This is a genomic window from Pseudomonas putida, assembly GCF_002906855.1.
GTDB classification, from domain to species: domain Bacteria; phylum Pseudomonadota; class Gammaproteobacteria; order Pseudomonadales; family Pseudomonadaceae; genus Aquipseudomonas; species Aquipseudomonas putida_N.
In genome coordinates, this window is the sequence record NZ_MINI01000028.1 from 2298698 (window position 1) to 2318754 (window position 20057).

At 64.1% G+C, this 20057-nt stretch carries 17 protein-coding genes; 11 read left to right on the forward strand and 6 right to left on the reverse strand.

Going from position 1 to position 20057, the window contains the following annotated elements; all coding sequences use genetic code 11:
* The first annotated feature begins 114 nt into the window (after window positions 1-114).
* Both BGP85_RS11025 and BGP85_RS11030 read left to right on the forward strand, forming a co-directional pair.
* Window positions 115-1014, forward strand: a complete 900-nt coding sequence (locus BGP85_RS11025) for a helix-turn-helix domain-containing protein (protein WP_103447194.1) — start codon at window positions 115-117, stop codon at window positions 1012-1014.
* 137 nt (window positions 1015-1151) lie between these two features.
* Entirely contained in the window at window positions 1152-3065 is a 1914-nt protein-coding gene (locus BGP85_RS11030; RefSeq protein ID WP_103447195.1) for an AAA family ATPase, read from the forward strand.
* 35 nt (window positions 3066-3100) lie between these two features.
* Here BGP85_RS11030 and BGP85_RS11035 read toward each other — a convergent pair whose 3' ends face one another.
* Window positions 3101-4486, reverse strand: coding sequence for an aldehyde dehydrogenase family protein (locus tag BGP85_RS11035; protein WP_103447196.1), 1386 nt, complete (start codon window positions 4484-4486; stop codon window positions 3101-3103).
* A 107-nt stretch (window positions 4487-4593) separates the two neighbouring features.
* Here BGP85_RS11035 and ptrR point away from each other — a divergent pair, with 107 nt between their 5' ends.
* The 4 genes from ptrR to BGP85_RS11055 all read left to right on the forward strand — a co-directional run bounded on the left by ptrR (window position 4594) and on the right by BGP85_RS11055 (window position 7477).
* Window positions 4594-5460 (forward strand): putrescine utilization regulator PtrR, encoded by an 867-nt coding sequence (gene ptrR, locus BGP85_RS11040; protein WP_218278049.1) that lies wholly within the window; start codon window positions 4594-4596, stop codon window positions 5458-5460.
* A gap of 60 nt (window positions 5461-5520) precedes the next feature.
* The gene (locus BGP85_RS11045; protein ID WP_103447198.1) at window positions 5521-5973 is read left to right on the forward strand and encodes a hypothetical protein; all 453 of its coding nucleotides are present in this window, start codon (window positions 5521-5523) and stop codon (window positions 5971-5973) included.
* A gap of 55 nt (window positions 5974-6028) precedes the next feature.
* On the forward strand, window positions 6029-6775 hold the full coding sequence (locus tag BGP85_RS11050; RefSeq protein WP_103447199.1) for a phytanoyl-CoA dioxygenase family protein: 747 nt from the start codon (window positions 6029-6031) through the stop codon (window positions 6773-6775).
* Between the two features lie 180 nt (window positions 6776-6955).
* Window positions 6956-7477: an acyloxyacyl hydrolase gene (locus tag BGP85_RS11055; RefSeq protein ID WP_103447200.1), complete on the forward strand. Its 522-nt coding sequence runs from the start codon at window positions 6956-6958 to the stop codon at window positions 7475-7477.
* Between the two features lie 30 nt (window positions 7478-7507).
* Here BGP85_RS11055 and BGP85_RS11060 read toward each other — a convergent pair whose 3' ends face one another.
* Together BGP85_RS11060 and BGP85_RS11065 are read right to left on the reverse strand one after the other, a co-directional pair.
* Window positions 7508-9643 carry a TonB-dependent siderophore receptor gene (locus tag BGP85_RS11060; protein ID WP_103447201.1) on the reverse strand — a complete coding sequence of 712 codons (2136 nt, stop codon included), beginning with the start codon at window positions 9641-9643 and terminating at the stop codon, window positions 7508-7510.
* 245 nt (window positions 9644-9888) lie between these two features.
* A complete protein-coding gene (locus BGP85_RS11065) occupies window positions 9889-10779 on the reverse strand; it encodes a universal stress protein (RefSeq protein ID WP_103447202.1) in 891 nt (296 codons plus the stop codon).
* A gap of 148 nt (window positions 10780-10927) precedes the next feature.
* Between BGP85_RS11065 and hisN the strand changes: the two genes are divergently transcribed.
* Together hisN and BGP85_RS11075 are read left to right on the forward strand one after the other, a co-directional pair.
* A complete protein-coding gene (gene hisN / locus BGP85_RS11070) occupies window positions 10928-11719 on the forward strand; it encodes a histidinol-phosphatase (protein ID WP_103447203.1) in 792 nt (263 codons plus the stop codon).
* Between the two features lie 124 nt (window positions 11720-11843).
* The gene (locus tag BGP85_RS11075) at window positions 11844-12575 is read left to right on the forward strand and encodes a hypothetical protein (protein ID WP_103448247.1); all 732 of its coding nucleotides are present in this window, start codon (window positions 11844-11846) and stop codon (window positions 12573-12575) included.
* A gap of 2 nt (window positions 12576-12577) precedes the next feature.
* Here the strand turns inward: BGP85_RS11075 and BGP85_RS11080 are convergent, their stop codons facing one another.
* Entirely contained in the window at window positions 12578-13462 is an 885-nt protein-coding gene (locus BGP85_RS11080; RefSeq protein ID WP_103447204.1) for an alpha/beta hydrolase, read from the reverse strand.
* A 519-nt stretch (window positions 13463-13981) separates the two neighbouring features.
* Here BGP85_RS11080 and BGP85_RS11090 point away from each other — a divergent pair.
* Window positions 13982-14938 carry a helix-turn-helix transcriptional regulator gene (locus BGP85_RS11090; protein ID WP_103447206.1) on the forward strand — a complete coding sequence of 319 codons (957 nt, stop codon included), beginning with the start codon at window positions 13982-13984 and terminating at the stop codon, window positions 14936-14938.
* A 6-nt stretch (window positions 14939-14944) separates the two neighbouring features.
* Here BGP85_RS11090 and BGP85_RS11095 read toward each other — a convergent pair whose 3' ends face one another.
* Window positions 14945-16096, reverse strand: coding sequence for an acyl-CoA dehydrogenase family protein (locus BGP85_RS11095; RefSeq protein WP_103447207.1), 1152 nt, complete (start codon window positions 16094-16096; stop codon window positions 14945-14947).
* A gap of 16 nt (window positions 16097-16112) precedes the next feature.
* Entirely contained in the window at window positions 16113-17183 is a 1071-nt protein-coding gene (locus BGP85_RS11100; RefSeq protein ID WP_103447208.1) for an enoyl-CoA hydratase/isomerase family protein, read from the reverse strand.
* A gap of 326 nt (window positions 17184-17509) precedes the next feature.
* On the opposite strand from BGP85_RS11100, the gene mdcA reads away from it, so the two are divergent.
* The gene (gene mdcA, locus BGP85_RS11105) at window positions 17510-19171 is read left to right on the forward strand and encodes a malonate decarboxylase subunit alpha (protein WP_103447209.1); all 1662 of its coding nucleotides are present in this window, start codon (window positions 17510-17512) and stop codon (window positions 19169-19171) included.
* Window positions 19172-20056 carry a triphosphoribosyl-dephospho-CoA synthase gene (locus tag BGP85_RS11110; protein WP_103447210.1) on the forward strand — a complete coding sequence of 295 codons (885 nt, stop codon included), beginning with the start codon at window positions 19172-19174 and terminating at the stop codon, window positions 20054-20056.
* Window position 20057: the final 1 nt, after the last annotated feature.

Genomic DNA, 20057 nt, shown 5'->3' on the forward strand with positions numbered 1-20057 from the left:
GCCGGTGACTTCCCAGGTGGCGCGCTGGAGACTATCTTGAGCGCAGGCCCGTAAAGCCATCTATCCACTTTCTTCGGCAATTGATGCACCAAAATAGTGCAAATAGGACAAAGCGTGACAACGCCCAATGCCTTGCAGGTTCAGGCTTTCCACACCACCGATGTCACCGAACAGGTACGCGCCACCCCCGGGTGGCAGCAGCAGTACCGGCAGATGTCGCCAGGGCATTTCAGCGGTCAGCTGCGCTGCCTGGGGCTCGATGGTGTGGAGGTATACGAAGAGCGCCTGAATACCCGGGTCGAGCAGTTCTTCCGTGCGCCAAGCGGTTCACTGGCGTTCTGTTTCGATCAGAGCGAAAACAGCCTGTACCTGCTCAACGAACAGAGCCGCAATATCTGGATCACGCCGGAAAACTACCAGGAAGTCGCAGTGGTGTTCGACCAGGCGTTTCTTGCCCGCCACGGTCTTGACCCGCAACGGCTCGAAGGGTTGTTCATGGTGCCGTTGGGTAGTGGCCAGAATGCCTTGTTCGGCAGTTGGCTGAGCGCCACCTTGACCCGCCTTGGCCAGGCTGATTGCCCACTGCAGGGGCAGGCACTGGCCGAGCAGCTGCTTGAGGACTGCCTGTTCATTCTCGACAATGCCTGCCAGCGCTTGCAGGGCGGGGCGCTGGGACGGCGCGGCGAGGAGCGGGCGATCATGCAGCGGGTCAGTGAGTGGGCCGCAGACTGCCCGGAAGAAACCCTTAACCTGGTGGAGCTGGCCGAGGTGGCCGGTGTGTCGCTGCGCCAGTTGCAGCAGGCGTTCAAGGCATTCACCGGGATGCCGCCAGCGCACTGGCTGCGGTTGCGTCGGCTCAACGGCGCGCGGCGGGATCTGTTGCGCGGCGGTGAGGTGACCGTGGCTGAGGTGGCCATGCGCTGGTCGTTCTGGCATTTGGGAAGGTTTTCAGAGAGTTACCGGCAGTTGTTCAAAGAGTTTCCGAGCGAGACCTTGAAGCGGCGCAGGGGCTGAATCGTTGGCTATTCGCCATGGCAGTTTGGTCGTTTGTGAGATCGAGCGCCGCCCGCGCGGCGCTCGATCTCACAGGCAACCCAGCATTCAAGCCAGAAAATTGCTATCGTGCCCGGCAGTTTCCACCCGAGGTCCCGATGTTCTACCTGCCTTTGCCCAGCGACCAGGCCGACCGCCTGGCCAGCGCGCCCCCCGCCACCGACTTCTTCCCGAGCGCCAGCCTGCTGGAAGCTGCCGCCGTGCTGTTCGTGCAGAACCTGCCACGCCAACCGGCCAGCGCTTCGGCGGACGCACAAGAGCGCCGCTTCGCCGAGATCGTGCGCATCGCCAATGAAGTCGAAGCCGCCGCGCCGGGCCGATTCCAGCGGCAGGTCGCCCAGCACTTTGACCGCGAGGCGTTCGCCATGGGGCTGGGCATGCTCGGTGAGAACGGCGTCGCCCTGGTGTCGGCCGAAACCGAGTACCAGGCCGATGAGTTCCAGGACGCCGAAGGCCAGTGGAATTTCCAGTTCGCCGACAGCTACCGCCAGCGTGTGACCCCGCTGCACCCGGTGTACCTGCCGTCACTGGCCAGTGACCTTATGCTCAGTGACCAACAGAACCGCCTGCTGCGCGAGTTCCTGTGCGGCGTCGACGAATCGGTTGCCGTGCAGGGTTTCGCTGGTACCGGCAAGACCTTCCTGATCCACCAGTTCGCGCGCTTGCTCGACCCCCAGCGCACGCTGTTGCTGGCCCTCACCGAAGGCCAGCTGCGGGCATTGCAGGCACGGGTGAAGGATGCCCAAGCCTACACTGCGATGACTTTCGGCCAGCTGGCTGACGACATCCTCAACCGTGACCTCACCAGCAACGGCTGGCGCCTGCGCGACCCGTACCGCACCAAACTGTCCTGGCGACCGCAGGAGGCGCAGGTGGTGCGCTGGTTGAACATCCCTGACATCGGCCCGCTCGCCGCACGCGATGTGGTGGCCCTGTGCGTCAAGGCCGTGCGCAGCTTCTGCCGCAGTGGCGACAGCCAGTTGCAGCTGCATCACTTGCCCTGGGCTGGGCCGGGCACCACGCCGCTCGACCAGGAAGTGCTGCTGGAAAAGGCCCGCCTGTACTGGCACGAACTGATCCGTCCGTCCGCCCGTGAAATCCAGCTGCCGGTACGCGACTACCACCGGGTCAAGCTGCTGTCGCTGACGGCCGAGGTGATCGACAGCCGCTACAGCCACGTCATCGTCGACGAGGCCCATGAGCTTTCGGCTCCGATGCTGGCCGTGCTCGATCGCAGCCCGCAGTCAGTGATTGCCCTGGGCGACGAACTGCAGAACCTCAATGGCCTCAGCCCGCACCATGGCAACTTCATCCGCCAGCGCTACATCGACCATTCGCTGCGCGCCGGCCCGGCCATGGATGGCGTGCTCAACCCGTTGATCCAGGCGCACCCGGCGGCGATCCAGGCGGCCTTCAGTGGCAGTGCCGAGCATTACACGCGGGTGAGCTTCTTCGACACGGTGACGGTGCCTGAACAGCCCACCGCGCTGATCGTCGATGACGAGTGGGGCCTGTTCGGCTGGTTCCAGCGCCTGACCCATCAAGGGGTACCGTTCGTGCTGCTGAAAAGTGCGCGCAAGGACTTCGAGCTGTTCGTCGAGGATTGCATCGAGCTGTACCGTTACGGCACCCGGGCGCGCCATCCGATGCTGTTCCGTTACCCCAGCTGGCAGGCGCTGGAGCAGGACAAGGGTGACGACAAGGCGTTTGTTGCCGTGGCCGGCATGCTGCGCAAAGGCTATACCGCCGAGCATTTTGCCAAGGCCAAGAGCCGTTACCGCTGGGACAAGGCGCCGAAGCTGTTCCTCGGGCGGGTGCGGGATGTGAAGAACATGGAGTTCGCCCGGGTGATGGTGTCGCCGGAACTGATGGTGGCGCCGAGCACGGCGGGCAATCGCAACGAGCGGGCGCGGATGCTGGCGGGACTGTATACCGCCTGTTCGCGGGCGCGGCATGAACTGATCGTGCCGGGGGGGATGCTGGACTGGGTCAAGGACCAGGTCCGGGATTGAACAATCAGGGCTGCAAAGCAGCCCCAATCAATGAATCAGTTACGATCCAGCCACACGGTCTGGGCATTGGTGAACTCGCGCACACCAAAGTGCGACAGCTCGCGCCCGAAACCGCTCTTCTTCACGCCACCAAACGCCACGCGGGGGTCGGAAGCGCAGTAGCCGTTGATGAACACGCCGCCGGTATCCAGCGCTGCGGTCATGCGCTCGGCCAGCGCATAGTCGGCGGTGTAGATGGTCGACGCCAGGCCGAATTCGCTGTCGTTGGCCAGCTCGACGGCATGATCGGCATCACGGGCAGTGATGATCGCCGCCACCGGCCCGAACAGCTCTTGCTTGAAGGCGGTCATGTCCGGGGTGACGTTGGCGAACACGGTCGGTGCGTAGAAGTTGCCCACGCCTTCGACCTTGTTGCCGCCCAGCAGCAGGGTGGCACCTTCGGCCAGCGTCGCCTGGACCTGGCCATCCAGCTCGTCACGCAGGTCGTAGCGGGCCATCGGGCCGATGTAGGTGTCGTCTTCCAGCGGATTGCCGATTTTCAGCTTGCGCGTGGCTTCGACGAACTTGCGCGTGAATTCCTCGACGACATCCTCTTCGATGATCAGGCGCTTGGCGGCGGCGCAGACCTGGCCGGTGTTCTGGTAGCGACCGATCACGGCGGCCTGCACGGCGGCGTCGATATCGGCGTCAGCCAGCACGATGAACGGGTCGGAACCGCCCAGCTCCAGCACGCACTTCTTCAGCGCCGCACCCGCCTGGGCACCGATGGCCATGCCGGCACGCACGCTACCGGTCAGGGTCACGGCGGCGATGCGCACGTCGTTGATGGCGCGGGTGACGCCGTCCGGGGTGACGTTCAGTACCTCGAACACGCCTTCAGGCAGGCCGGCGTCCTTGAACAGCTCACCCAGCAGGTAGGCGCTGCCCATCACGTTCGGTGCGTGCTTGAGCACGTAGGTGTTGCCCGCCAGGATCGCCGGCACCGCGCCGCGCAGTACCTGCCAGACCGGGAAGTTCCACGGCATCACCGCCAGGATCGGGCCCAGCGGGCGGTACTCGATGCGGGCTTTCTCGACCTGGGTCGGCTCGGCGGCGAGCATGGCCGGACCGTGCTCGGCATACCAGCGGCACAGGCCGACGCATTTGGCGACTTCACCACGGGCCTGGGCGATCGGCTTGCCGATTTCGCGGCTGATCATCTGCGCGAAGGCTTCGGCCTTGGCTTCGAGGGTGCCGGCTAGGGCGAGCAGGTACTCGCTGCGCTGACCCAGCGACACCTGGCGCCACTGGCCGTAGCCAGCCTTGGCACGTTGCAGCGCCGCTTCCAGTGCGGCGTCGGTGTCGAAGGGGTAGGCGCCGATCTGCTCGCCGCTGAACGGGTCGACGGAGATGGCGTGGGTCAGGCTGCTGATCGCACTCATGGCTGGACACTCTCGTTGTTGTTAATCAGTGAGGCCAGACTAGTGGGCTATGGCTTTAATGAAAACTGAATAATAATGAGTGAAACATTCACGTTTGGAGAATGACTGTGGACCTGGTGCAACTGGAGATCTTCAAGGCCGTGGCCGAGCAGGGCAGCATCAGCGCCGCCGCCCAGCACATCCATCGGGTGCCGTCGAACCTGACCACGCGCATCAAGCAGCTGGAGGAAGACCTCGGCGTCGAGCTGTTCATCCGCGAAAAAAGCCGCCTGCGCCTGTCGCCAGCGGGCTGGAATTTCCTTGAGTACACCCGGCGCATCCTCGACCTGGTGCACGAGGCGCGGCTGACCGTGGCCGGCGAGGACCCGCAAGGCACCTTCGCCCTGGGTTCGCTGGAGAGTACGGCAGCGGTGCGTATTCCGGCCTTGCTGGCCGCTTATAACCAGCGCTACCCAAAGGTTGACCTCGACCTGTCCACCGGGCCCTCGGGGACCATGCTCGAAGGCGTGCTGGCGGGGCGCCTGGTGGCGGCGTTCGTCGACGGCCCGGTGCTGCACCCCACGCTCGAAGGCATGCCGGTGTTCGAGGAGGAGATGGTGATCATCTCGCCGCTCAACCATGCCCCGGTCACCCGCGCCCAGGATGTCAACGGCGCGAGCATCTACGCCTTCCGTGCCAACTGTTCGTACCGCCACCACTTCGAGAACTGGTTCGTCCAGGACCAGGCGGTGCCCGGCAAGATCCATGAAATGGAGTCGTACCACGGCATGCTTGCCTGCGTCAGCGCCGGCGCCGGCCTGGCCATGCTGCCGCGCAGCATGCTCGACAACATGCCCGGCTGCAGCACAGTCTGCGCCTGGCCGATGCAAGAGCAGTTCCGTTACCTCAAGACCTGGCTGGTGTGGCGCCGAGGCACGGTTTCGCGCAGCCTCAGCATGTTCGTGAAACTTCTCGAAGAGCGGCGAACGGCGTGAACATCAGCAGTGGATGGGGTCCAACATTAGGTAAGCCATCTCCCTGAGGAGGAGCTGACCATGCGTAACCATCACTATGCATTTGGCGCCACGTTGCTGATCGCACTGGCGCTGCCCTGGACCCTGGCAGCCGCGGCGGAAGTGGACGACCACAACGCCCCCATCGACATGCAAGCCGTGCAACTGCAGCCGCAGGAGCAGAACGGCGTGCGCTACCTGGAGGGTGGTATCGGCCAGGACGAGGCCAATGCCATGCGCCACACCAAGGGCTATGACCTGCACGTCGAAATGTCGACCGGCGCCCACGGCCAGTTCGAAAGCGGAGCTGCGGTCGATATCCAGAATGCACAAGGCAAGTCGGTGTTGAGCCTTCAGGATGCCGGGCCATTGGTCTATGTCCAGCTGCCACCGGGCCAGTACAAGGTCGTCGGTCAGGCGCAAGGCACTACCGTCCAGCAACGGGTCACGGTGAACGGCAAGACGCCTGCCACTGCCAGCCTGAACTGGCACTGATCGGTAAAACCAGGTGGAGTACATCTGTACTCCGCCTGCATGGGAGCCTGTCGGCATGAGCCTCGACTCACAATTGCAAGCACTGGAGGAGCAGGGCTACGTCTTGCTACGCGACGTTGTCGATGGCGTGCGCGTGGCGTTGCTGCGCTGCGCCATCGATGATCTGCAGCCCCTCCATTGGGACTATCAGGGGCTGTTGGAACACTACAAGTGCGTGTTCAATCGCGACCCGCTGTGGTTGCCATTTCTCGACCTGCCACCCTTGATCGACCTTGCCGAAGCGGCCCTCGGCGCAGACTGCCATGTGATCGGCCAGACCGCCTGGCGCAGCCACCCCGGCTATCCGGGCATGGGCCTGCACCTGGACCATCTGCCCATGGCGTTGCCTGCCTGGCTGGTGGCGCGCGGCGACTTTTGCCAGCCCATGCAAATTCTGACTGCGCAGGTATATCTGAGCGATATCGACCTCGACCTCGGCCCGACCTGGGTGGTGCCCGGCAGCCATCGCGCTGCGCGCCCACCGCTGCCTGGCGAACAGCATTGGCAGGGCCGCGAAGCCCAGCCGGTACTGTGCCAGGCGGGCGACGTGCTGGTGTTTCGCAGTGACATCTGGCACAGCGGCGGCGCCAACTGCAGCAATACCCGCCAGCGCGACATGCTGCAGGTGCACTATGGCCGGCGCATGGTGGCGCAGAAGTTTTCCCCCTACCTGAACTGGCACTTCAACCCACAGGTGCTGGAGCAGGCGACACCCCGGCAACGGCGCTTGCTCGGGGAGCATGAGGAGGCTGAATACGACTGAGGTACCTGGGCACTGCGGGTAAATTCGAACAATGCTGGCAATTCACTTTCAACTTTCTGATTATCTAGACAATAATCAGAAAAGTGTTACCCCGTGTGAGCGGTTGGATGCACCGTTCACCGCAGAAATCGAGGGGCCCAAGCCCCCATTTGCCCGTGTGACCATCAGGAGAAGTCATTGATGAAAACCCGTCTTGCCAGCACGCTGGCCGCTGCCCTTTTGGCGCTCGCCGGCAGCAATCTGGCCCAGGCCGCGCAGATTTCCGGTGCCGTGGGGGCCACCGGTCAAGGCGACATGACCTACCGTCTCGGCATGTCGTTCGACTGGGACAAGCAGTGGATGAAAAGCGACATCGGTTTTGTGACGGGCTATTGGGATGCGGCCTACACCTACTGGGAAGGTGGCGATGCCAGCGGCGCCCACTCGCTGTCGTTCAGCCCGGTGTTCACCTATGAGTTCAGTGGTTTCACCTACACCCCGTATGTCGAAGCCGGGATTGGCCTGGCGGCCTTCTCCAAGACCGAGGTGGGCGACCATGACCTGGGTTCGGCCGTCAACTTCGAAGACCGCATCGGCTTTGGCCTGAAGCTGCCGGGGGCGCAAAAGGTCGGGGTCCGTCTGATTCACTACTCCAATGCCGGCATCAAGCAACCGAACGACGGTATCGAGTCCTACTCGCTGTTCTACAGCAAGAGCTTCTGATGTTTGGGGCCGCCTGGCGGCCCCAGCCTTTCAGAAGGTGTAGGAAACCCCAGCCTGCACCGTGCGAGGCGCCCCCGGGTACACGTAGGTGTTGAACGCCCCTTCGTCATAGCCTTTGTTGAACACGTTCTTCACGTCCAGATTCAACCGCACGTGCTCGTTGACCTTGTAGAAGCTCAGCAGGTCGACCACGCTGTAGCGTTCCATGGTGTAGGTACTGGCCGCCGTCTGCCCGGCGCGGTCATCCACGTACTTCACGCCAACCCCCAGCCCCAGGCCCTTGGCCAGCCCATCCTGGAACTCATAGGTGTTGAGCAGGCTGAAGCTGTTGCGCGGGATGTTCGCCAGGCGGGTGCCGGTGGGGAGGCTGTTGTCCTTGGTCACCTCGGCGTCGACGTAGGCGTAGCCACCGATCATCCGCCATTGCGGGGTCAGGTTGCCGGCCACGTTGATATCCAGGCCGCGGCTGCGCACTTCGCCGGCAGCGACGCTGTAGGTGCCGGTCGGGTCGTTTGCGTCGCGGGTCAGCACGTTTTCCTTGACGATGTGGTAGATCGCCGCGTCCACGCTCAGCTGACGGTTCAGCGCTTCCCATTTCACGCCCAGCTCGTATGACTTGCCCTTTTCCGGGTCGAAGCCAGTACCTTGCAGACTCGCACCGCTGTTGGGCTTGAACGAGCGCGCGGTGTTGGCGTAGACGGCAACCGTGTCGGTGAGGTCGTAGATCAGGCCGAAGCGGGGGGTGACGCCGTTCTCGCCCTTGTTGAAGTCACCGGCATTGTCCAGCTTGTTGTCGTAGTCATGCTCGAAGCGCTCGAAACGCACCCCGGCGAGGGCTTTCAGGCGCTCGGTCAGGGCCACCTGGTCCTGGATGAATGCCGCCCAGGTCTTGAGGTTTTCCTTGTCATGTGTGGTGGTGCGGGTCAGGGCAGGGCGCGGCTGGCCCAGTACCGGATCGAAAATGTCGATCGGGTAGGCACCGGTACCTGCGGCCGAACGCTGGATGATCGAGTTGTAGTCGTAGTCTTCATATTCGATGCCGGTCAGCAGGGTATGAGCGAAGCCGCCGGTGTCGAAGTGGCCGGTGAGGTTGAGCTGGTAGTCGCGGTCGGTCCACTCCAGCTTGCGGTAGTTGAAATTGCGCCCCAAGGTGCGACCGTCGGCCTGCAGGCCGTTGGCTTCCACGGCGTTGCCCTTGAGCGAGCCGTCGAGCCATTGCATGCCGCCACCCAGGGTCCAGCTGTCGTTGAGCAGGTGCTCAAAGCGCAGCTGGACCATGTTGTTGTCGTTGTGCAGCAGGTTGTCGCTGCCCTTTTCCCAGATGTTGGTGTCGCGCGAGGCCGTACCGATCTGGCCGGGCAGGCGGGTCAGGCCGCGATCCAGCGGGTGGTTGTTGCGCATGAAGTCACCTTCGAAGATGACCTTGGTGGCATCGTTGACCTGCCAGCTGATCACCGGCGCAACGTCATAGCGCTCGCTTTCGACATCATCGCGGAAGCTGTCGCCACCTTCGCCCAGCACATTCAGGCGATAAGCCAGCGAGCCATCGGCGTTCAGCGGCCCGCTGGCATCCAGGGTCGCCCGGTGCATGCCTTGGTCATCGAACTGGCTACCAAGGGTTACCTTGGGCTCGGTCAGCGGCTGCTTGCTGACCACGTTGAAGGTGCCGCCGGGGTCGCCACGGCCATACAGGCTGGTGGCCGGGCCGCGGATCACTTCCAGGCGCTCGACGGTGTTGGCATCGGGGGCATTGGGGTAGCCGCGGTTGATCGGGAAACCGTTGCGGTAGAACTCGCCGGTGGTGAAGCCGCGCACGGTGAAGGTGGTCAGTCCCTGGCCGCCGAAGTTGTTGGCCCGGCCAACGCCACCGGCATAGTCCAGGCCGTCCTGCAGGCGGCTGGCACCGGTGTCTTCGAGCACATCCTTGGGCACCACGCTGATCGATTGCGGGGTTTCGTGCAGGGCGGTGTCGGTGCGTGTGGCGCTGGCCGAGCGGTTGGCCTTGTAGCCATACACCGGGCCATCGGCGCGCTCGCTGTCGGCGCTGCTGGTGATGTTGAGAGCCTGGAGTTCGATCTGGGCCGGGTCATTGAGCGATTCGGGCTCGGCGAAGGCCAGCGGGGAGAAAGCTTGAAGCACACAAAGCGAAACGAACGTGCGACGCATCGACGGTACGATCCTGGAGTAGGGCGCTGAGGGGAAGTGTGGGAAGCGCCGAGAAACTACTACGAATCATTATCAAGTGCATTATTTTTAATCAGAACTGCTGTACCAGATACCATGTGCTTGGCAGGACCATCCTTGTTGCGGCTAGACCCGCTCCCACAGCGCCCGCGCAGCCCGTTCAGGCTGGTGGTATACCTGTAGGAGCGGGCTTGCCCCGCGAAGAGGCCAATGCAGGCAGCCGGATCTTAGTGATCGCCCTTGATTGCCAGCACGTTGCAAAGTGGATGCTCCAGCACATGCGCCGTGGTCCCTCCCAGGAACGTCTGCATCGCATCATGCCGATGGCTGCCCATCACGATCACATCGACCCGGCTGTGGCTGACGAACTGGGCAATCGCCCGGATCGCCGCACCTTCGACAAAATGCCGTCGCTCCAGCGGAATCTGGTGGTGGTCGCCCAGCCGGTTGAACGCCGCACGCTGCGCTGTGCGCACACTGCCATCGAACCCCGGCATGGTGACAGTGCCGGCACCAAAGTCGGCGATATGGGTCTTGGCCGCATCGCAGACATGCAGCAGGTGCAGCTCAGCGTTGCATTGCAGGGCCAGGGCATGGGCACTGTGGATCACCTGATCGTCCAGATGCTCGCCTGCACCCAGGCAGTTAAGGTCCACCGCCGCCGCAATCTGCCGGGGCAGCGGCAGGCGGATGTCGCTGACCAGGTGCACGGCTACCGGGCTTTCCCTGAGCAATTGCCAGTCCAGCGGCGTGACCAACAGACGCTTGAGTACCGGTTCGTGCTGCACGTCCTTGATCAGCAGGTCGCAACCCAGCCGTTCGATGCGTTCGAGCACGCTGCCCAGCGGGTCGCGGGTCAGCAGCAGTTCGGTGGAGACATCGAGCCCGGCGTTGCCCAGTTGCTCGGCTTCGTCGGCCAGCCACTGGCGGTTGTCGCCGAGCAGCCGCTCACGCTCGCGGCCGTCGCTCATCAGGCCAAAGGTGTCGACATCGTCGACGAACACATTGATATCCAGCAGGGCACCACTGGACTCGGCCAGTGCCGCCGCGCGCTGCAGCGCCGGGGTATGGCGCATTTGCGGGCCGAGCATGACGAACAGACGTTTGAACTGGCTCATCGCACACCTCCACGTGTGGCAGCCCCCCGGTTCATGCCACGTCATCTGGTCTGTACAGTCTAGACCGCTCTAGCGCTTCGGTCGGTCCACTGCGCTGCGGGTTGTCGGGTATGATGCGCGCCACACCATTTTTCACGAGGCCTGCCCCATGTCCCTGAATGCTGAACAGATCGGCGAATTCCAAGCCTTCGCCGAGCAGCTGGCCGATGCCGCTGCGCTGGCGATCAAGCCGTACTTCCGTGCCAGCCTGGAAGTCGAGGACAAGGGCGGGCGCCTGTACGACCCGGTGACCGTGGCCGACAAGGCGGCCGAGGATGCCATGCGTGAGCTGATCCAGGCACGCTATCCGGCGCACGGCATTCTCGGTGAAGAGGCCGGCGTGGCGGTGGGCAGCAGCCCGCTGACCTGGGTGCTCGACCCGATCGACGGCACACGCGCATTCATCACCGGGCTGCCGCTGTGGGGCACGCTGATTGCTCTGAACGATGGCACGCGCCCGGTGGTGGGGGTGATGAACCAGCCGTTCACCGGTGAACGTTTCGTCGGCACGCCTGCCGGCGCCTGGCGCAGTGGCACGCCGCTGAAGACCCGCGCCTGCGCCGACTTGGCCTCGGCCACGCTGATGTGCACCACCCCGGACATGTTCGACACCGCCGAGCGCAAGGTGGCGTTCGAGGCTGTGGCTGGCAAGGCGCGGCTGATGCGTTACGGTGGTGATTGCTATGCCTACTGCATGCTGGCTTCGGGCTTCGTTGACGTGATCGTCGAGGCGAGCCTGCAGCCTTATGACGTGCAGGCGCTGATGCCGATTATCGAAGGGGCCGGCGGGGTGATCACTGCCTGGGATGGTAGCAGCGCGCAAGATGGCGGCTGTGTGGTGGCCTGTGGTGACCGGACGCTGCATGCGCAGGTAGTGGAGATGTTGCGCCACGCCATGTAATTGATGGGTTACCAGCACTGGCCTCCATTCTCCTCATCCACCGCACTTTTCCGGTTTTTCGGGCTCTATGCTTGGCCAGGCTGCGCCGATCCCCAGCGCGGCCGCCGATTTCGACCCGGTGCCAATGGTTGCAAGCAATCCCCGATTTTTCCCGCGCCTGCTGCTGGCAGGCGCCCTGCTAGGCCTGGCCGGCTGCAGCCAGCAGCAAGGCCACGACATCGTCAGCCAGTTTGGCAACGGCAAGCCCAGCGAGCTGTTCCAGACCAGCGTCGACCGCATGGCCACCCTGGCCATGCGCGACAACTTGCAGAGCCTGTACCTGCTGATGAACAAGCTGTACCTGCGCAACCCCAGCCAGTGGAAGATGTCCGGCTACCTCGACGCCGCCACCGCCGAACGGCAGATCCGCATCGCCATCCAACAGCGCCAACCCCTGGCGCAACTGGGCAACCGCCGCGACCTTGCCGCCCTGAGCTACGCCCTGAGCCCGGAGTTTCGCGGCGACCGGGTCGGGGCCTTCATCTACGCCATCGGCAGCATGCTGATCACCGCGCACGGCGGGCGTACCGAGTTCTACATGACCGATACCCTCGACCCGCTGTTCATCAACAACGCGGCGCGCAATATCGAGAAGGCGACCTGGATGCTCAGTCAGCGCCAGGATGCCAACGGGGTGCTGTTGCTGTTCTCCAACGAGATCTCGGAGGAGGGCAGCAACCTGAGTTCTGCCGTGGAGTTCGGCAAGATCGTGGCACGGCTGGATCTGCTGGCGGAGTTGCTGGATGAGCGTTACCGACGAATCGGCCTGAATTACGCGCAGAGCTTGTTACTGATGAATTTCCTGCCGGTGCAGTGACTTCAACGCAATGCTTGAATGGCACGCCTGTAACGTTGCCCAGCGAGGCTCATGCTGTTGTTATGGGTCGCTCCCGGTACCAACAGCAAGGTCTTGGGCTGCTGCGCGGCATCGAACAGCTCCTGGCTGAAGCGCGGCGGCACGAAGCGATCATCCATACCGTGCACCAGCAGCACGGGCAAGCCGACATCCTTGATCTTGTCCAGCGAATCGAACTTCTGCGACATCAACCAGCGCACGGGCAGTGATGTATTGGCAACAGCCGCTGCAGCATCGCCCAGCGATGTGAAGGTCGACTCCAGGATCAGGCCACGCGCTGGTGCTGCACTTTCTTCCTCCCGCGCCTGCCTAGCCAGCTCGGTGGCCAGCTCGACAGCCACGGCGCCACCGAGCGAATGGCCGAAGATCAGGCGCTTGCCGGCATCAGGCTGCAACTGCACGAAGCGTTCCCAGGCGATACGCGCATCCTCGTATACCGTGGCTTCGGACGGCAGGTCGCCGCGGCTCTGGCCGAAGCCGCGGTAGTCCACGGCCAGCACCGAGTAACCCATGGCATGTAGCTGCTCGATGCGGAAAAGCTGGCCGGTCAGGTTCCAACGCACGCCGTGCAAGTAGAGGATAGCCGGCGCACCGGCGCGTTTGGCGGGCCACCACCAGGCATGCAGGCTCTGGTTATCGGTGAAGCTGCGCGGGCGCAGGTCCAGTTCCTGCACGTCGTTGGGCAGGCCGTGGAACCAGCTGGCCTGGCCGGGCTCAATACGGAACAGCAGTTCGCGTTCCTTGTGCTGCAGCATCGCGCAGCCAGCGGGCAGGCCGATGACCATCAGGCTGACGCACGACCAGGCGAGCCAGCGGCGGCGCAGGTGAGTGAGGAGGCGGGCAGGCATGCTGGGTTTTTATCAGATGCGTAGGGCTTGATGTCGGAAAAGTTACCGAATGGTGAGCTTGCTTGGTTGCAAGCTGTTTCTGGACACTAACGGGCGCTACGCAACTGCTCCAGCAACGACTGGCACTCCTGCAGCAACCATTCGCCCAAGCGCGGGCAACTCAGCGTTTCCAGCTCGCGCCATTGCCCCGCGCCAGTTCCGCGCGCGTAACCAGGGCTGGGCAGGGCGGCAGGAAGTGGCGGTTCACTGACGCTGCAGATTGCGCTGTTGTTTGTAGGAGCGGTGTTCGATTATCGCGCAATAGTGGTCGACCCACTGTCCGCTATTCGCCCATCCAATCCGAACATCTCATTGCCCAACCCCCGCCTTTTTGCTTAGTGTGTCACCTATGCGCCAGTGGTCAGCTGCCCCCAAACCCTGACCCCAGCCCGATAGAATATCCGTGAACGACCGCGACCACGAGCCCAGGGCCAGTAGGAAGCGGCGCCCAGAACAATAACGATGCCGAGTGCCTAGCCTATGGAAAGCCGCCTGCTGAGCGAGCGCAGTAGCGTGTTCCATCACGCCGACCCCTATGCGGTGTCCGACTACGTCAACCAGCACGTCGGCCAGCACTGCATCGGCCTGTCGCGTACCACCCACCCCCAGGCCAGCCTGAGCCATCGCAAGTTCGCCGAACTCGACCTGTGCCGCATCAGCTACGGCGGCAGCGTGCGGGTGACCTCGCCGGCACTGGAATCCATCTATCACCTGCAGGTCCTGCTCAACGGCAACTGCCTGTGGCGCGGGCACCAGCGCGAGCACCACTTGGTGCCGGGCGAGCTGCTGCTGATCAACCCGGACGACCCAGTCGACCTGACTTATTCCGAAGACTGCGAGAAATTCATCCTCAAGGTGCCGACACGGCTGCTCGACACCATCTGCGACGAGCAACGCTGGCAGCGGCCAGATGGCGGCGTGCGCTTCCTGCGCAATCACTACCGGCTGGAAGAGCTGGATGGCTTCGTCAACCTGCTGGCCATGGTCTGCCACGAAGCCGAGGTCATTGACTCGTTACCGCGGGTGCAGGGGCACTACAGCCAGATCGTCGCCAGCAAGCTGATGACGCTGATGAGCACCAATATCCGTCGGGAAAGCCTGGGTACGCCGGGTGCGAACCTGGAGCGGATCCTTGATTACATCGAGCGCAACATCAAGCTGGAGCTGCCAGCCGAAGCGCTGGCAGAGCAGGCCTGCATGAGCGTGCGCTCGTTGTATGCGCTGTTCGATCGCCAGCTGGGCACCACGCCCAAGCAGTATGTGCGCCAGCGCAAGCTTGAGCGGGTGCATGCGTGCCTGAGCGATGGCAGCTGCGCGGTACGCAGCGTCACCGAACTGGCCATGGATTATGGCTTTCTGCACCTCGGGCGGTTCTCCGAGGTGTATCGCCAGCGTTTTGGCCAGCTGCCCTCGGAAACCTTCAGGCAGCGCCAGTGAGAGGGCTTACAAGGGGTAGTGCTTGAGTTCGCGTGCGATCAGCATGCGCTGGATCTCGCTCGACCCCTCGTAGATCTGGGTAATGCGCGCATCGCGGTAGTAACGCTCGACCGGGTAGTCCTCGAGATAGCCATACCCGCCATGCACCTGGATCGCCATCGAGCACACCCGCTCGGCCATTTCCGAGGCGAACAGCTTGGCCTGCGAAGCCTCCGACAGGCACGGCTTGCCTGCCGTGCGCAGCCGCGCGGCATGCAGGATCAGCAACCGCGCAGCATTCACCTGCACCTGCATGTCGGCCAGCAGGTTGGCGATACTCTGGTGCTCATTGATCGGCTTGCCGAACTGGATGCGGTCGCGCGAGTACACCAGAGCCGCCTCGAACGCCGCACGGGCGATGCCCAGGGCTTGGGCGGCGATGCCGATGCGCCCGCCTTCGAGGTTGGACAGGGCGATGGCCAGGCCCTTGCCGCGCTCACCGAGGATATTGGCCGCCGGGATGCGGCAGTTGTCGAAGGTCACCGCGCAGGTGTCGGAGGCGCGGATGCCCATCTTATGCTCGCTGCGGTCAACCTTGAAGCCCGGGTTGTCGGTCGGCACCAGGAAGGCCGACAGGCCTTTCTTGCCCAGCTCCGGGTCGGTGACGGCGAAGACGATGGCCAGCCCGGCACGGCGGGCGTTGCTGACGAACTGTTTGGACCCGTTGATGACCCATTCGCCATTGACCAGCTCGGCGCGGGTACGCAGGTTGTGCGCTTCCGAGCCGGCCTGTGGTTCGGTCAGGCAGAAGCAGCCTATCACCTCGCCAGTGGCCAGGCGCGGCAGCCAGGCCTGCTGCTGTTCAGGGGTGCCATAGGCCAGCAGGGGGCCGCAGCCAACCGAGTTGTGGATGCTCATCATCGCGCCGGTGGCGCCGCAGCCGGCGGCGATTTCCTCGACGGCCAGGGCATAGGCCACGTAGTCGGTGTAGCTGCCGCCGAAGCCCTCGGGTACGACCATGCCGAGCAGGCCCAGCTCGCCCATCTTGCGCACCACGCCATCGTCTATCCAGCCGGCCTTTTCCCAGGCTTGGGCATGGGGGGCGATCTCGCCACGGGCGAAGTCCCGAGCCATGTCGCGGATCATGATCTGCTCTTCGCTCAGTTCCAGGTCTTGCATCTGTGTACTCCCGGGCTCACAGGCCTTCGAAGAATTGGTCGACCCGCTGGCGCGACAGCCCGGCCAGGGTCGGCGGGTTCCAGCGCGGCTGCTTGTCCTTGTCGATGATCAGGGCGCGCACGCCCTCGATGATGTCGCCGTACTGGAACCACTGGCGGTCGATGTGCAGCTCCATGGCGAAGCAGTCTTCCAGCGCCAGGTGGCGCCCGCGGCGCAGCATCTCCAGAGTAACCGCCATGGCCAGCGGCGAGCGGCTTTCCAGCTGTTCGGCTGTCGCCAACGCCCATGGGTGGCTGTCGCCGATGCGCACCGCGCGCAGTTGCTCGACGATCGCCGCCAGGTCGGGCTGGGCGAAGAAGTGGTCGATGACCGGGCGCAGCTTTTCCAGCGGCGCATCGTCGAGCACCTGGCTGCCGAGCTTGGCCAGCAGGTTCTGCAGGTCCTTGAGCGGGTGGTCGCCGAAACGCAGCGTATCCAGGCCTTCATCCAGCGCGGCAAGCTTGTCGCTGGCCAGGTACCAGTCGGCCAGCCCGCAGTACAGGGCATCGGCGGCCTGGATCTGAGTGCCGCTGACGCCCAGGTAGGTGCCCAGTTCACCCGGGATGCGCGACAGGAAGTAGCTGCCACCCACATCCGGGAAGTAACCGATGCCAACCTCGGGCATGCCCAGGCGGCTGCGTTCGGTGACGATGCGCAGGTCGCAGCCTTGGGCCAGGCCCATGCCGCCACCGAGGGTGAAACCGTCCATCAGTACCAGCACCGGCTTGCGGTATCGGTGTATGGCCAGGTCCAGGGCGTACTCCTCGACGAAAAAGTCTTCGTGCAGGGTGTCGCCAGCCTTGTAGCTATCGTGCAGCGAGCGGATATCGCCGCCGGCACAGAAGCCCTTGGGGCCTTCGCCACGCAGTACCACGGCTTGCACCTGTGGGTCTTCGGCCCATTGGTCGAAGTGCTGGCGCAGGCTGCGCACCATGTCCAGGGTCAGGGCATTGAGGCCGGCAGGGCGGTTGAGGGTGAGGTGGCCAATCTGGTTGCGGACTTCGGCCAGTACATGAGCCGTTGCCGAGGTATGAGCGTGCGCGGTCATCGCGTTCTCCCTGCTTTGTTATTGATTTTCCAAGTGAAGTCTGGAGTGCGCTGGAGGATCGCTGGATCCTGGCATGCGAATTTGTCTTACGCAATGGACAAATCTGCAGGGGGATCGTGCGTTTTTGCCTTTGGGCATTCAGCGCCTGGGAGATCGAGCGCCGCCCCGCGCGGCGCTCGCTCCCACAACCGCTGCAAAACCGTCGCCATACACCTCCAACCCCATTCATTACCCTGACCGTAACGATCAACCTTCCAGCTTGATTGATCCGCCAATCCCGCTCGCCCTACTGTGCCCCCACGACAGCGAACCCGTGGAGTCACCCAATGACCATAACGAAGAATCCACCGCCGCAATGGTCCAGGCGACGCGCCGAGAAGCAGCGCCGCCTGGACCGCGTCCGTCACCTGGCCGACGGTGTGGTGCTGCCCACCGAGCGGATCGTCGAAGCCCTCGAACTGCTGATCGCTCCCGGCGACCGCGTGGTGCTCGAAGGCAACAACCAGAAGCAGGCTGACTTCCTCTCGCGTTCGCTGGCCAAGGCCGACCCCGAGCGCCTGCACGACCTGCACATGATCATGCCCAGCGTCAGCCGCGCCGAACACCTGGACCTGTTCGAGCGCGGCATCGCCCGCAAGCTCGACTTCTCCTTCGCCGGCCCGCAGAGCCTGCGTATCGGCCAGCTGCTGGAAGACGGCCTGCTCGAAGTCGGCGCCATCCACACCTATATCGAGTTGTACTCGCGGCTGCTGGTCGACCTGATCCCCAATGTCACTTTGGTCGCCGGCTTCATGGCTGACCGCGACGGCAACCTGTACACCGGCCCCAGCACCGAAGACACCCCGGCGCTGGTCGAGCCTGCCGCTTTCAGCGACGGCCTGGTGATCGCCCAGGTCAACCAGCTGGTGGACCGCGTCGACGACCTGCCGCGCGTGGACATTCCAGCGTCCTGGGTCGACTTCGTGGTAGTCGCCGACCAGCCGTTTTACATCGAGCCGCTGTTCACCCGCGACCCACGCCATATCAAGCCGGTGCACGTGCTGATGGCGATGATGGCGATCCGTGGCATCTACGAGAAACACCAGGTGCAGTCGTTGAACCACGGCATCGGTTTCAACACCGCCGCCATCGAGCTGATCCTGCCGACCTACGGTGAATCGCTGGGGCTCAAAGGCAAGATCTGCCGCAACTGGACACTCAACCCGCACCCGACCCTGATCCCGGCTATCGAAACCGGTTGGGTCGAGAGCGTGCACTGCTTCGGTACCGAACTGGGCATGGAGGACTACATCGCCCAGCGCCCAGACGTCTTCTTCACCGGCCGCGATGGCTCGCTGCGTTCCAACCGCATGATGTGCCAGCTGGCCGGGCAGTACGCAGTCGACCTGTTTATCGGCGCCACCTTGCAGGTCGATGGCGATGGCCATTCCTCGACCGTCACCCGTGGCCGCCTGGCGGGCTTCGGCGGGGCGCCGAACATGGGCCACGACCCCCGCGGCCGGCGCCACGCCAGCCCGGCCTGGCTCGACATGACCGTGCCCGAGACGATGCTTGAGCGTGGCCGCAAGCTGGTGGTGCAGATGGTCGAGACCTATCAGGAAGGCGGCAAACCCACTTTCGTCGAAACCCTCGATGCCGTGGAGGTGGCGAAGAAAGCCGGCATGCCGCTGGCACCGGTGATGATCTACGGCGACGACGTCACCCACCTGCTCACCGAAGAAGGTATTGCCTACCTGTACAAGGCGCGCAGCCTGGAAGAGCGCCAGCAGATGATTGCCGCCGTGGCCGGGGTCACTGCGATCGGCCTGCGCCATGACCCCAAGGACACCCTGCGCCTGCGCCAGCAAGGCCTGATCGCCTTGCCCGAGGACCTCGGCATCCGCCGCACCGACGCCAGCCGCGAGCTGCTCGCCGCGCGCAGCATTGCCGACCTGGTGGAATGGTCCGGTGGCCTCTACAACCCGCCTGCACGGTTCAGGAGCTGGTAAATGACGGCATACGCGATCCCTGTAGAAGCGGCTTCAGCCGCGAAGAGGCCAGCCCAGCAAACCGAACTCTCCCTGTCTGAGCGCTTGGCCGATCTGGCCATCGAGGCCCTGATCGACGAAGCCGACCTGTCCCCCAAACCCGGCCTGGTCGACCGCCGCAGCAGTGGCGCCCACAACGACATGACCCTGGCCCTGATGCACGCCTCGGCGTTGACCTTGTGGCCTTGCCTGCGGCAGATGGCCGAAGCCGCGCAGGCCCATGGTGATATCGGCCCACCACTGCGCGCCGAGCTCGGCCGCATCGGCCGCGAAGGCGAGCAATCCATGCTCGCCACCACGGGCGGCATCAACACGCACCGCGGCGCGATTTGGGCCCTTGGCCTGCTGGTGGCCGCACAAGCGCTCGATGCTAAAGCCGATCCCCAGGCAGTTGCCGCTCGTGCCGGCCGCATCGCCCTGATCGACGATCCGGCAGCCCCCGCTCAGGAAAGCCACGGCACCCACGTCCGTCACCGCTACGGCGCAAGCGGCGCCCGCGAGCAGGCCCAGCAAGGTTTTCCCGCCGTGCTCGAACACGGCCTGCCACAACTGCGCCGCAGCCGCGCCGGCGGTGCCAGCGAAAGCCACGCCCGGCTGGATGCCTTGCTGGCGATCATGGCCGCGCTCAGCGACACCTGTGTGCTTTGGCGCGCCGGCCCGCAAGGCCTGCAAACCCTGCAGGCAGGCGCTCGCGCGGTGCTGCAAGCGGGTGGCTGCGCCAGCCTCGCTGGCCGCCGTCAGCTGCGCCTGCTGGACACACAACTGCTGCAACTGAATGCCTCACCGGGCGGCGCCGCCGATCTGTTGGCCGCCTGCCTGTTCCTCGACAAAGCCGGGAGCCTGTGAA